This is a genomic window from Methylobacterium sp. Leaf123 (assembly GCF_001423405.1).
Classification (GTDB): domain Bacteria; phylum Pseudomonadota; class Alphaproteobacteria; order Rhizobiales; family Beijerinckiaceae; genus Methylobacterium.
In genome coordinates this window covers 641,454-654,059 of sequence record NZ_LMNS01000001.1, presented here as the reverse complement: position 1 = coordinate 654,059, position 12,606 = coordinate 641,454, and the positions used below count along the sequence as shown (strand labels likewise).

Annotated in this window: 12 protein-coding genes; 5 read left to right on the top strand and 7 right to left on the bottom strand. The window is 69.7% G+C overall.

Features of this window, described 5'->3' with window-relative positions:
* Nucleotides 1-138 precede the first annotated feature (138 nt).
* Entirely contained in the window at nt 139-2,082 is a 1,944-nt protein-coding gene (locus ASF53_RS02855; RefSeq protein WP_056193393.1) for a L,D-transpeptidase family protein, read from the top strand.
* Nucleotides 2,083-2,318: 236 nt separating this feature from the next.
* Nucleotides 2,319-3,809 carry a peptidoglycan L,D-endopeptidase MepK gene (mepK, locus tag ASF53_RS02850; protein ID WP_056193894.1) on the top strand — a complete coding sequence of 497 codons (1,491 nt, stop codon included), beginning with the start codon at nt 2,319-2,321 and terminating at the stop codon, nt 3,807-3,809.
* Between the two features lie 207 nt (nt 3,810-4,016).
* Here mepK and ASF53_RS02845 read toward each other — a convergent pair whose 3' ends face one another.
* The 3 genes from ASF53_RS02845 to ASF53_RS02835 all read right to left on the bottom strand — a co-directional run bounded on the left by ASF53_RS02845 (nt 4,017) and on the right by ASF53_RS02835 (nt 5,539).
* Nucleotides 4,017-4,283 carry a DUF2312 domain-containing protein gene (locus ASF53_RS02845; RefSeq protein WP_003601858.1) on the bottom strand — a complete coding sequence of 89 codons (267 nt, stop codon included), beginning with the start codon at nt 4,281-4,283 and terminating at the stop codon, nt 4,017-4,019.
* Nucleotides 4,284-4,387: 104 nt separating this feature from the next.
* Nucleotides 4,388-4,708, bottom strand: coding sequence for a DUF1244 domain-containing protein (locus tag ASF53_RS02840; RefSeq protein ID WP_082482281.1), 321 nt, complete (start codon nt 4,706-4,708; stop codon nt 4,388-4,390).
* A 57-nt stretch (nt 4,709-4,765) separates the two neighbouring features.
* Nucleotides 4,766-5,539 carry an N-formylglutamate amidohydrolase gene (locus ASF53_RS02835; RefSeq protein WP_056193390.1) on the bottom strand — a complete coding sequence of 258 codons (774 nt, stop codon included), beginning with the start codon at nt 5,537-5,539 and terminating at the stop codon, nt 4,766-4,768.
* A 227-nt stretch (nt 5,540-5,766) separates the two neighbouring features.
* Here ASF53_RS02835 and ASF53_RS02830 point away from each other — a divergent pair, with 227 nt between their 5' ends.
* Both ASF53_RS02830 and ASF53_RS02825 read left to right on the top strand, forming a co-directional pair.
* Complete coding sequence (locus ASF53_RS02830; protein ID WP_056193388.1) at nt 5,767-7,080, top strand: glycerate kinase type-2 family protein; 1,314 nt, start codon at nt 5,767-5,769, stop codon at nt 7,078-7,080.
* Nucleotides 7,081-7,132: 52 nt separating this feature from the next.
* Nucleotides 7,133-7,588: a DUF1036 domain-containing protein gene (locus ASF53_RS02825; protein ID WP_056193385.1), complete on the top strand. Its 456-nt coding sequence runs from the start codon at nt 7,133-7,135 to the stop codon at nt 7,586-7,588.
* Nucleotides 7,589-7,912: 324 nt separating this feature from the next.
* Here the strand turns inward: ASF53_RS02825 and ASF53_RS02820 are convergent, their stop codons facing one another.
* Complete coding sequence (locus ASF53_RS02820) at nt 7,913-8,770, bottom strand: outer membrane protein (RefSeq protein WP_056193382.1); 858 nt, start codon at nt 8,768-8,770, stop codon at nt 7,913-7,915.
* A 365-nt stretch (nt 8,771-9,135) separates the two neighbouring features.
* Between ASF53_RS02820 and pyk the strand changes: the two genes are divergently transcribed.
* Entirely contained in the window at nt 9,136-10,572 is a 1,437-nt protein-coding gene (pyk, locus tag ASF53_RS02815) for a pyruvate kinase (protein WP_056193379.1), read from the top strand.
* A 35-nt stretch (nt 10,573-10,607) separates the two neighbouring features.
* Here the strand turns inward: pyk and ASF53_RS02810 are convergent, their stop codons facing one another.
* The 3 genes from ASF53_RS02810 to ykgO form a co-directional block, all read right to left on the bottom strand.
* Nucleotides 10,608-11,603 carry an alpha/beta fold hydrolase gene (locus ASF53_RS02810; RefSeq protein WP_056193376.1) on the bottom strand — a complete coding sequence of 332 codons (996 nt, stop codon included), beginning with the start codon at nt 11,601-11,603 and terminating at the stop codon, nt 10,608-10,610.
* Between the two features lie 10 nt (nt 11,604-11,613).
* Complete coding sequence (locus ASF53_RS02805) at nt 11,614-12,222, bottom strand: tetratricopeptide repeat protein (protein ID WP_056193373.1); 609 nt, start codon at nt 12,220-12,222, stop codon at nt 11,614-11,616.
* Nucleotides 12,223-12,299: 77 nt separating this feature from the next.
* The gene (gene ykgO, locus ASF53_RS02800; protein ID WP_003601867.1) at nt 12,300-12,425 is read right to left on the bottom strand and encodes a type B 50S ribosomal protein L36; all 126 of its coding nucleotides are present in this window, start codon (nt 12,423-12,425) and stop codon (nt 12,300-12,302) included.
* Nucleotides 12,426-12,606: the final 181 nt, after the last annotated feature.

Sequence of the window (12,606 nt, the reverse complement as noted above, 5' to 3'; positions counted from 1 at the left end):
GCGCATGCTTCGGCGGTTCGCCTTCCGGTTCCGGCGCGGCCGCGGCATGTGGTCGTGTGGTTGCGCACGGCCGTGCTTCGGTCGATGATCTTTAAGCAGAGCTGCGGCATTCTCGGCCGTATCCAGGGAGTTGCCGACATGCGCGCTGCATCGGAAGCCGGAACGGGCCTCGCGCGGACCCTGTCCGTCGCGCTGGCGGCCCTCCTCGCTTTCAGCCAAGCCCCGGCCCGTGCCGAGGACACCGCCGCAGCGGAGTCGGGCATCGTCATCCGGAAGGCTGCCGTCGATATCGCCAGCGAGCCGGCGGTCACGCCCGAGTCGTCCAACGGCGCGGCACCGGCCGCCGACGTGCCCCCTCCCCCTGCAGAGCCGGCCCCCGCACCCGCCGCCGAAGGGCCACCGGCCCCGGTCGCGCCGAGCGAGCCGCTTCCTGCCGCCGTTTATGCGCGCCTCAACGACAGCGCGCCGCTGCTGCAACGGCTGACCGTCAAGGATCGCGAGGCGATCCAGGCTTTCTACGCGCTCGGGAATTTCAAGCCGATCTGGATCGAGAACCGGACCTTCACCGCCGCCGCCAACGCGGCCATCGCCCGACTGCGCGAAGCGGGCGAGGACGGGCTCGATCCGAATGCCTATCCCGTTCCGGTGGTCGGCAAGCTCAGCCGCCCGGACACGGATGCGGAGATGGCCGAGGCCGACCTCGAGCTCTCGGCGGCTTTCGCCCTCTACGCCCGCGACGCCCGCGGCGGACGGGTGAACCCGGCCGCGATCTCGCGGCTCATCACGCCCACCCTCGACCTGCCGCCCGCCGACACGGTGCTGACCCGTCTCGCTGCCGCGGGCGCGGGAGCCGGCGACGTGCTGCAGAGCTACAATCCGCGCCAGCCCGGCTACCTCGCCCTGAAGAAGCGCCTCGCCGGCCTGCGTGCCGGCCGGACGCAAGGGGCGCCGAGCGTCAAGCTTCCCGACGGGCCGGTGCTCAAGCTCGGGATGAGCGACCCGCGCGTGCCGCTGCTGCGCAGCCGCTTCGGCCTCGATGCGAGCCCCGCCGGCACCCTCGATTCGGCGCCCGGCGAGGCGGATGCCTATGACCGCGCCGTCGCCGATGCGGTGAAGAACTTCCAGCGCAGCCGTGGCCTGCCGGCGAACGGAACGCTCACCCGCGCTACCGTCGCGGCGCTTGCCAACGCGAACGTGCCGAAGGCGAGCGCGAGCGAGGCCGACCTCCTCGTCAACATGGAGCGCTGGCGTTGGCTGCCGCCCGAACTCGGGCCGAACTACGTCTTCGTCAACGTGCCGGAATTCAAGCTGAAGGTCTTTCGCGACGGCAGCCAGCGTGACGAGGCGCGGGTGATCGTCGGCAAGCCTACGAGCCCCACGCCGACCTTCTCGGGGATGATGGAATACGCCGTCGTCAACCCGTCCTGGTACGTGCCGCCCTCGATCCTGAAGCAGATGCTGGCTTCGGGCCGCACCGCCGGGTTCGAGGTGGTGCGCCGGGGCGGCAACATCTCCCTGCGCCAGCCGCCGGGCGAGCGGAACGCGCTCGGCTTCATCAAGTTCATGTTCCCGAACCAGCACGCGGTCTACCTGCACGACACGCCGAACCGCTCGCTGTTCTCCGCCTCGACCCGCGCCTTCAGCCATGGCTGCGTGCGCGTGGACGACCCCTTCCGCTTCGCCGACGCGGTGCTGCCGAACTGGACGCAGGAGCGCCTCAAGAAGCTGATCGGCAAGGGCGAGCGGACGCTGCGCCTGCCTGAGAAGCTGCCGGTGCACCTCGCCTACTTCACGGCGGAAGTGGATGATCTCGGCTCCTACCGCACCCTGCCGGACCTCTATGGCTACGATGGGCCGATGAAGGTCGCGCTGGGGCTTGCCGCCCGCTCTGAGGCCGTGGCGAAGGGGCCCGCGAAGGAGAAGCGCCCGAATGCCGAGGCCGCCCGCCCGGCCCCGCGCCAAGCCGTGGCGCGCGAGGCAGTGCGCAGCGAGCGCCGCGCCGCCCCGCGCCGTTCCTCGGACATGTTCGGCGAGCCGGAGAGCGCCCCGACCTACGCCTATCCGCCGCGCAGCTACTGGTAGGCCGGCGGTCGCGCGTTTCGCCCGCACGGGTTAGGGGCGCCGTTATTCGGACCGGGACAACGCAGGTCCGAAATCGCGCTTGGATCTTGCAAGGCTCTTTTTTGCCACGGTTGGCCCGTAGCCGTCTTTGAAAGACGGTGAGCAGCACGGGCCCCGACGACCCGCCTTTCCGGTCCTCGGCCATCCTTGCGCCTCGCGGCATCGCCGATGCCGCGCCGTTTTGCGAGGTGAGGACCATGCTGCGCACGATCCGGGACGGCCTGTCCTCGAACCGCACTTCGCCCTCCCCGCGCCTGAAGCGCCTCGCCTCCGCCGCCGGTGCGATGGCCGCCCTGCTCGTCGCTGGCACGGTCGAGACCCAGGACGCGGTCGCCAACGGCGACACCCGCAGCCTCTCCATGGTGCATGAGCACACCGGGGAGACGCTGAACGTCACCTTCAAGCGCGACGGACGCTACGACCGCGCCGCCCTCGACCAGATCAACTTGCTGATGCGTGACTGGCGCCAGAATGAATCGGTCAAGATGGACCCGCGCCTGTTCGACGTGGTGTGGGAGGCGCAGCGCTCCGTCGGCTCGACCGCGCCGCTGCGCATCGTCTGCGGCTACCGCAGCCCGAAGACCAACGGCATGCTGCGCCGCCGCTCCTCGGGCGTCGCCGAGACCAGCCAGCACATGCTCGGCAAGGCCATGGATTTCTTCATGACCGACGCCTCGATCGACCAGATCCGCGCCGTCGGCATGCGAATGCAGCGCGGCGGCGTCGGCTGGTATCCCCGCTCCGGCTCGCCCTTCGTGCATCTCGATGTCGGCTCGGTGCGCTCCTGGCCGCGCATGAGCCATGACCAGCTCGCCCGCCTGTTCCCGGACGGCAAGACCGTCCATCTGCCCGCCGACGGCAAGCCGCTCGCCCGCTACGAGGAGGCCCGAGCCGAGATCCTATCCCGCGGCGGCACGGTGCTGGGCTACACGGCGCTGGCCAGCGCCGACGAGGTCGGCGAGGGGCCGGGGCTCAAGGGCTTCTTCGCCTCGCTCTTCGGCGGCAACGGCGGGACGGATGCGCCGCCGGCCGCGCTCGCCAGCGCCGCCGTGCCGTCCAAGGCCCGGGCCAAGCCGAGCATCGCGGTCGCCAGCGCCGACACGGCGGATGGGAGCGTGGCGATGGCCTATGCCGCGCCGACCGCCTCCGAGGCCCTGCGCGCGACGAGCCTGCGCCGGGACGGCGCTTCGGCCAAGGAATTGCTGACCGGCGAGGCCGATCAGGCCGTGGTCGCGCCGCTGCCGCCGCGGCGTCCCTCGGAATTCGCCGTCGTCGCCACCGCCCTCACCATTCCGCTGCCGCCGCAGCGCCCGGTGCAGCTCGCCTCTCTCAACGGCGAGGGCCTGGCCGGCATGGTTCATGTCGCGCAGGCGGGGAGCGAGACAGACACCGAAGCGTCGGAGCCGGCCGCCGTCGAAGGGCGTCTGGTGCCGGCGGATGCCGACCCGCGCGAGCAGGTCCGCAGCCTGTTCTTCGCTGTGGTTCAGGGCGTCTCGGAGCCGGCCGCGCCGACAGCCCTCGTCCGCGTGGCGCTGGCGCGTCCGCGCCCCGACGAGGCGCTGCCCGCGGAAGCGCTTCACATCCCGTCGGTCGAGGCCTTGGGCGGACGGTTCTCGGCCGAACCTCTGGCGTTGTCGGCCACCCGCTTCACCGGCTCCGCCACGCAGGGGCCGGCCCAGGCCCGTTGACGCCTGAGGCGCGCGCCCGTTCGGGGGAACTCAGCCGAGGACCGCGATGCGGCTCGACGAGCACCCGCTTTCCATTCACGCCCCTCATCCTGAGATGCCCACGTCAGCGGGCCGCGAAGGATCGTCCAGGGATCACGCAGGATCTGGAGGATCCTTCGAGGCCGCGGCGCGGCACCTCAGGATGCGGTCTCGGTGGGACCGATGGTGCTACGCCATGCCGAGGGCTTGGAGGTAGAGTTCGAGGATCGCCTCTTCCTCCTGGCGCTCGTCGTGGTCGCGCTTGCGCAGGGAGATGATCTTGCGCAGCACCTTCACATCGAAGCCGTTGGCCTTGGCTTCGGCATAGACATCCTTGATGTCGCCCGCGATGCCGGCCTTCTCCTCTTCGAGGCGCTCGATGCGCTCGATGATGCTCTTGAGCTGATCGGCGGCGACCGAGGACGGGTCGACGGCGGGGGCAGGCGAGGCGGCCATGGCTGCGCTCCTTCACGCGAGGGATGGCGTGCGCCCGAAGACCCACGCCGGATGCCTGGGGATTACGGCATCAACCTTACCTGCTCGTTGATGCCGACGCCCCCTCAGTGACCGCCGGTCTGCGCGACGGAAAAGCGCGCCTGCTGTTCGGGGGCCGCCTCGGTCTGGTGCTTCTGCTTCCACTCTTCATAGGGCATGCCGTAGACGTGCTCGCGGCTTTGATCCTTCGAGAGCGCGAGGCCGCGCTCGTCGGCCGCATCCTTCAGCCAGTTCGACAGGCAGTTGCGGCAGAAGCCGGCGAGATTCATCAGGTCGATGTTCTGCACATCGGTGCGGTTGCGCAGATGCGAGACGAGGCGGCGGAACACGGCCGCCTCCAGCTCGGTCTGCGTCGCGGGATCGATTCCGGTCATCGGCTCGGTCATGGGGGCGGCTTTCGCTGTCGAGGGATCACGCAGAGGTCGCCCTGCGATCCCCTTCCGTCAAGCGGGCGGGCGCAGCATCGGCCTCAGGATGCGGGCGAAGCGCTGCGCCCACTCCTCCTGGCCCTCGGGCCCGCCGATCAGATCCTGGCGGATCTCGATGAGCGCGTTGGGCAGGCCGCGCGCGGTGGCGTGCCGGTCGATCGTGTCGCCGGGCAGGCCGCCGTCATAGGGCTGGTTGTCGCCGACGCAGAGCCCGGCCGGATCGGCCTTGAGCGCCTCGATCAGCAGGCGGCTCAACCCTGAGTCCTGATCGTAGAGGACACCGACCTGCCAGGGCCGGGCGACGGTGCGCCAGAACGGTGTGAAGCTGTGGATCGTCACGAACATCGGCCGCACGCCCGCAGCCTCCGATTGGCCGACCGCCTCGTCCACGGCGCGGTCGAACGGCACGTAGAAGCGCCGGATGCGCTCGGCGATGCCGGCCGCGTCGATCCGGGCGTTGCCGGGTACGATCGCGCCGTCGGAGAGCCGCATCACCAGGGTCGGATCGCGGCGACCCCGGTTCGGATCGATGATGAGCCGCGAGAACTGCGTCAGTACCGCCGGCACCCCGAGCCGCGCGGCGAGCCGGCGCGTCACCTCCGCGGCCCCGATATCGTAGGCGATGTGGCGGGAAAATTCGGCTTCCGGCACGCCGAGCCGGCCGAGATCTTCCGGCACCGCGTTCGAGGCGTGTTCGCAGACGAGCAGGAGGCCCAGGGACGCATCGCCCTCAATGCGCTCGATGGGGTGTTCAGGGCGGGTTTCGGTCTCGGGTTCAACGGAGAGCATGGCGCTTATCTGGGCCGCCGCGGCAAGATCGAAAGGGGCGCGGCTCTCACCGCTGACCGGCATTGCGCGCGGCGCTGCGCAAATCGTTGAGCAAGGATGGTGCCGGGGTCAAAAAGAATGCTCCGGCGCCCGAAAGTTTTGTGAAACCGCGAAGGCTTGCCGACACGGCAGCGCTCGGGCAAGCAAACGCACAAACAAGAACCGTCAAGACTCGCGCGAGGACGCCCATGACCGCCCCTGCCCCGACCGATCCGGCCCACGCGGAGCGTCGCGCCCTCCTCTCCTCGATCCTCGACGAGGCGATCGCCGCCGCCCATCCGCGCAAATGCCTCGTCGGGCACCTGCCGGTGCCGACGCCGGGGCGGCTCATCATTCTCGGAGCGGGCAAGGCCGGTGGCAGCATGGCCGCGGTGGCGAGCCGGTTCTACCGCCAGGAGCACGGGGTGCCGGAGGACCGGATCGTCGGTCTCGCCGTGGCCCGGCACGGTTACGGCGAGGAGGCCCCCGGCATCCGCATGGTCGAGGCCGGCCATCCGGTTCCCGATGCGGCCGGCATCGAGGCGACCAAGGAAGCCCTGGCCCTCGCCGCGAGCGCCGGCCCGGACGACGAAGTGCTGGTGCTGCTCTCGGGCGGCGGTTCGGCGAACTGGATCGCACCCGCCGGCAATCTGACGCTCGCGGAAAAGCAGGCGATCACCAAGGCGCTGCTGCGCTCCGGGGCGCCGATCAACGAGATCAACGCCGTGCGCAAGCACCTCTCGCGCATCAAGGGCGGCCGGCTCGCGATGGCAGCGCGCAACGCGAAGTCGATCCTGACGCTCGCTATCTCCGACGTGCCGCATGACGACCCGTCGGTGATCGCCTCCGGCCCGACCGTGCCCGATCCCTCCACCCTGGCCGATGCCCGCGCGATCTGCGAGCGCCGCGGTATCAGCCTGCCCGAATCCGCGCTCGTCCTGCTGAACGATCCGGCCAACGAGACGCCGAAGGCGGGCGATCCGGCCTTCGCCCGGGCCGAGTACCGCATCATCGCCGGGCCGATCGACGCCCTCGAAGCGGCGGCCGAGGCTGCCCGGCGGGCCGGCTACGAGCCGGTGATGCTCGGCTCCGATCTTGAGGGCGAGGCCCGCGAGGTGGCGGCCGACCATGCCCGGCTGGCGATCGAGGCGCGGCAGGCGGGACGCCGCGTCGCCCTGATCTCCGGTGGCGAACTCACGGTCACCATCCGCGGCGAGGGCGATGGCGGGCCCAATCAGGAATATGCGCTGGCGCTCGCCATCGCGCTCGACGGGGCCGAGGGCATTGCCGGCATCGCCGCCGACACCGACGGCACCGATGGCGGCCGCGGCGCGGCGACGGACCCGGCGGGCGGCTTGGTCGATGCCACGACGCTGAGCCGCGCCCAGGCCGCAGGGCTCGATCCGAAAGCGATGTTGCTCGACAACGATTCGACGCGATTCTTCGCGACAATCGGCGATCTCGTTCAGCCGGGCCCCACTCGGACCAATGTCAACGATTGCCGCGTCATCCTCGTCGATTGAGTTCTCGAGAGCCTCGTCCCAAAAGGCGGCCACCGGCTTTTGGAAGAAGACGATGCAGAAACAAGCGAGCGCCCGCTCGCGGCGCAGGGCCCTCCTCGGGCTCTGCCTCGGCGCCTCCGCGCTCCTCCCCCTCCCCGCCTCGGCCGACCTGCGCCTGTGCAACCAGACCGCCAGCAAGGTCGGCGTGACCCTGGGCTACCGGGATGCGCAGGGCTGGGTGACGGAAGGCTGGTGGGATCTCAAGCCGCGCAACTGTGAGACCCTGCTAAAGGGCTCGCTCGCCGCGCAGTTCTATTATCTCTACGCCGTCGATTACAGCCGCGGTGGCGAGTGGAGCGGGCGCGCCATGATGTGCACCCGCGACACCGCCTTCACCATCCGCGGCGTCGAGGATTGCCTGGCCCGCGGCTTCGACCGCAACGGCTTCATCGAAGTCGATACCGGCCAGCAGCGGAACTGGACGATCCAGCTCTCCGATCCGGGCCAGCCTCTGGCCGGCGGTCCGTAAACACGGTCGCTTGCCGCGAGTCGCAGCGCGACCGGGACGGCGACTACAATCCGCATTGATGCTGCCGAACGCGACCATTGAGGCGTCGCGTCGTGCGGGAGCGACATCCCCTCGGCGTTGCGGCCTCATGTGGGCGGTGAACGTCACGCGACGCATGGGATAGGCGCACGGCCGTCGCCAGCCTCAGCGGGCAACCGACCGAACGCGTCCGCACGGATGAAGACCGGCGTTCTCCGCAGCCACATCCGATCGGACCCGCCCAAACGAAAGCGGGCGCCTCGTGGAGGCGCCCGCTGAACGTCGTCGGTTTCTAAGCTTGGAGGCTTAGAGGCCGCTGAACTTGTAGTTGAAGCCGGCACGGATCAGGCTGCCCTCGGTGGCGAAGCGGCCGGTGTAGGAGCCGGGCGGAACGGGCGCGGTCTGGTTGATCAGCACGTTGCGGCTGCCGAGATCGTAGCGGATGTACTCCGCCTTGATCGTCACGTCGGACTTGATGCCGAGCCAGCGACCGACCGAGAAGTAGTTCAGGAAGCTGTCGACCGGGATCGCGTACTCGATGCCGCCGCCGTAGTTGTAGCCGGTCTCGAAGATCTTGCGACCGCCGCCGGTGTACTGGAGGACGGTGGCGCCCGGGTTGAAGAAGTCCGCGCCGTAGCTGACATGGCCGAAGGCGAGACCGCCGGTGCCGTAGACGAAGAACCGGTCGAAGGCGTAGCCGAGCTTGCCGTTGACGGTGCCGAGGAAGTCGAGGTTCTGCGTGTAGACGCTGGCGTTGCCGACGGTTGGGTTCGGCGCGCCGTAGAAGCCCGTGCGCTTGTCGAGGTCGAGCCAGGTGGCGTCGAAGGCCAGACCGGCCACGAAGCCGCCGCCCGGCGTGAACTGATGATTGTAGCCGAAGCCGCCGCCGATGCGGGAGAAGCCATCGACTTCGCTCTTGAGCGAAGCGGGGCGACGGGCGAGCGTCACGTTGCTGGCCGTAAAGGGATCGTTACCGCGGGTCTGGATGTTCGGGTTGTCGGTGAACGCGTAACCCGTGTGCAGGCCAGCGTAGAAGCCGGTCCAGGTGAAGACCGGGACGGGCGCGAAGGCGATCGGCGGAGCCTCGCGGCGCGGCAGATCGGCGGCGAGCGCGGCGGTGCTCACGAGCGCCGCGGTGCCGCCCAGGAGGAGAGCTCTGATCACGATGGGTTCGCCTTCGAAGAATGCTGATTTCGAGGGCTAAGCTACCAGCGAGACGGCCAAGCTGCCTATGACTTTCCAGCAACACGCAGCGACGATAACGTCAGAGTTGCGTTAAGCGGCGCGTAAACGCTTAGATCTCGGAAAGTTGAACAACAACCAACGGCGAGCCAAAGAAAAAGTTCCCGTATCGGCATTCGCGTTGAAATGCGCCGATGCTCCGGCCTTGACCTCGCCGGCCGGGGAATGCTTGTGGCCGCCAAGCCCCCGTCCGGCCATCGGCGCCTGCCCGCGCCGCTCATCCGCCGGGCCGTTCCCGCACGCGATCGCCGCGCTTCGCGGGTTCAGCGGGTATGATGGAGGCCCCATTGAAGCGCTCGCGTCGCACCAAGATCGTCGCCACCCTCGGCCCGGCATCCGACACGCCGGAGATGATCGAGAAGCTGTTCCACGCCGGTGCGGACGTGTTCCGCATCAATATGAGCCATCTGGCCCGCGAGAAGCTGCCTGAGCGCATCGAGGTGATCCGCACCATCGAGCGCGAGGCCAAGCGCCCCATCGGCATCCTCGTGGACCTTCAGGGGCCGAAGCTGCGGCTCGGCACCTTCGTCGGCGACGCGGCGGTGCTGGAGAACGGCCAGACCTTCGTGCTCGATTCGGACCCGACGCCGGGCGATACCGACCGCGTCTTCCTTCCCCATCCCGAGATCCTGTCGGCGCTGGAGCCCAGCCACGGCATCCTCATCGACGACGGCAAGCTTCGCCTCGTCGTCACCGAAGTGAGCGAGGGGCGTGCGGTCACCCGTGTCGAGGTCGGCGGGCGCATCTCGAATCGCAAGGGCGTGTCGCTGCCCCACACCGTGCTGCCGGTGCCGGCGATGACCGAGAAGGATCGCGGTGATCTGGAAGCGGGCCTGGCAGCCGGCGCCGACTGGATCGCCGTCTCCTTCGTGCAGCGCCCGGAGGACGTGGCGGAGGTGAAGAAGGTCGCCGCCGGGCGTGCCCTGGTGATGGCCAAGATCGAGAAGCCGCAGGCGCTCACCCGCCTCGACGAGATCATCGAGATTTCCGACGGCATCATGGTCGCCCGCGGCGATCTCGGCGTCGAGATGCCGCTCGAACAGGTTCCGGGCGTGCAGAAGCGCATCACCCGCGGCGCGCGCCGGCTCGGCAAGCCGGTCGTCGTCGCGACCCAGATGCTCGAATCGATGATCACCTCGCCGGTGCCGACCCGCGCCGAGGTGTCGGACGTGGCCACCGCCGTCTACGAGGGCGCGGATGCGGTGATGCTCTCGGCCGAGAGCGCCGCCGGCGAGTTTCCGGTCGAGGCGATCGGCACCATGAACCGCATCGCCGAGCAGGTGGAGCGCGACGCGCTCTACTGGTCGATCCTGATGGCGCAGCGCTCCGAGCCGGAGCCGACGGCCTCCGACGCCATCGCGGCCGCGGCCCACCAGATCGTCGAGGCGCTGAGCCTGCGCTCGATCATGGCCTGGACCCATTCGGGTTCGACGGTGCTGCGGCTGGCGCGTGCCCGGCCCAATGCCAGCGTCATCGCCTTGACGCCGAAGCGTGAGACGGCGCGGCGCCTCACCATGGCCTGGGGCGTGCACCCGATCGTCACCAAGGACGCCAGCGACGTGGACGACATGGCCTTCCGCGCCGCGAAATTCGCGGTGCGCGAGCGCTTCGCCGAGATCGGCGACCGGGTGATCATCGTGGCCGGCGTGCCGTTCGGCATTCCGGGGGCGACCAACATGGTGCGCATCGCCTTCGTCACCCGCGAGCATGCCGAGCGGGCGTAGTCCCGGAGATCGGAAGCGTGATCGCGCGGAAAACTCTACCGCGCGATCGCCACCGTTAACGCCTCGACCTCGCGCACGAGCGTGTCGGGGGCGGTGTAGGTCAGCATATGCCCGGCGCCCGGCACCACGACGCGCCGGGCCTGCGGCATCGCCCGACTCAGTGGATCGGTCTGCAAGCGGGTCTGGACGACCGGATCGGCCTCGCCGGCCACGATCACGGCGGGCACGGCGACGGTTTCGTAGCGCGGTGCCTGCTCGGCGAGCGCGGCGGGAAGTCCGGCGATGTCCTGGATGTTGGCGAGCGCCGGGCCCGGTCGCAGAATCAGCGGCGCCCGACTCGCCGCGATATAGCTCTCGACCGCTGCTTCCGGTTTGAACACGCTTCTCGCGAGCGAGGGCAGGTAGGAGAGGCCGATCGGGACGGCGACGGTCTGCGTGAGCAGCCACGTCACCGGCGGCGTCAAGGCGATTCGGGCCCACCAGGGCAGCGGGCGCGCCGGAAACGGCATCGCCACGGGTGCCACGAGGACGAGGCCTGCCACCTGCTCCGAACGGTCGAGGGCCATCCGCAGGGCGAGCGCGCCGGACCAGGAATGGCCGAGCAGGATCACCCGACCGGTGCCGAGCCGATCGAGCGCCTGTCCCAGCGCCCTCCCCTGAGACGCCGGTGAGGCGGCATCCACGCCGCCGATTCGGTCGCTGTTGCCGTAGCCCGGCCGATCGAAGGCGATCACGCGAAAGCCGGATCGGGCGAGATGCCGGCCGACGCCCTCCATCGGGTCGTAGGCGTTCGCCGAGGCGCCGTGGAGCAGCACGATCGTGCCCCGCGCCCCCGTCACGGGCCCGTCCTCGAGATAGGCGATCCGACCCCCCTCGACATCGACACTTCGGCCGGCGGCCGGATAGCGCGCCTCGATGCGCCACGCGATGAGCCGCGTCGCTACCGCCGCGCAAAGGAGCAATAGCGCGACGAGACCGACGGCCGTTGCCAATAGGCCGGCGGCGAAACGGAGGGGTTCCGCGAGGCTCACGGGAGGCGAATCAGAGGTCGCGTCCCTGCACTTCGGGTGTCAGCCGCTCGATCGCCTTCTTGAGCACATCCCATTGCGGGTAGAGCGCCTCCGCCCGGCGGAAGGCGTCGAGGGCACGGCCCTTGTCGTCCTGGGCGAGATAGAGCTTGCCGAGCGCGGCCCAGGCTTCGAAGTGGCGCGGCTCCAGCACAAGCGCGCGCTGGAGGTCGGCGATGGCGGTCGCGGTGTCGGAGAGGCGCCAGAACAGGGTGGCGCGCCGGCTCCAGCCCTCGGACCAGTTCGGCTCCAGGGCGACGGAGCGGTCCATCAGTTCGACGGCCAGCGGCAAGTCGTTGCCGCTCATCGCCTGCCGGGCACGATCGGACAGCAGGTCGGCCGTGGCGCTGCCGGAGCGGCCGAGACGGCGTTCGATCAGGGTGGCGACGGCCTTGGCCTCGGTCTCGTCCTCGGCCTGCTTGAGGCGGGTATAGAGATCGTCGAGGCTGATCGGCGGATGCGCCTTGCGCTCCTTCTCCGGCCGGGTCTTGTCGCCCGCCGCGAGGCTGGCGGTGGCCGCATTGCCTGCCAGCGCGAGGCCGAGGCAAAGGGCGGTCAGGAGTGGGGTGCGGCGGGCGTCCATAGGTTCGGAGCTTCCACCCCGAACCCGGCTCCCGTCAACGCGCTTCGGTGCCGCGTGCGAATCGCGGCACCGAGGGATCAGCCCTGGCGGGCCTTGAAGCGCTTCTGCGTCTTGTTGATGACGTAGACGCGGCCCTTGCGGCGCACGAGCTGGTTATCGCGGTGACGGCCGCGCAGAGACTTGAGCGAGTTGCGAATCTTCATCGGTCTCACATCGGCACGGATTCGAGACCGGCCGCCTGTTGTTCATGTGTCTCGAGGGAACGGAGCGCCACGGGGACGCTCCGGCGATGACATCAGCGACATCGCGGGGAGGCGGTCGCCTTATCAGACAACCCGCCCGTGAGGCAAGGTCAGGCAATCGCTCGAAGCCGCGGGCGGCTTC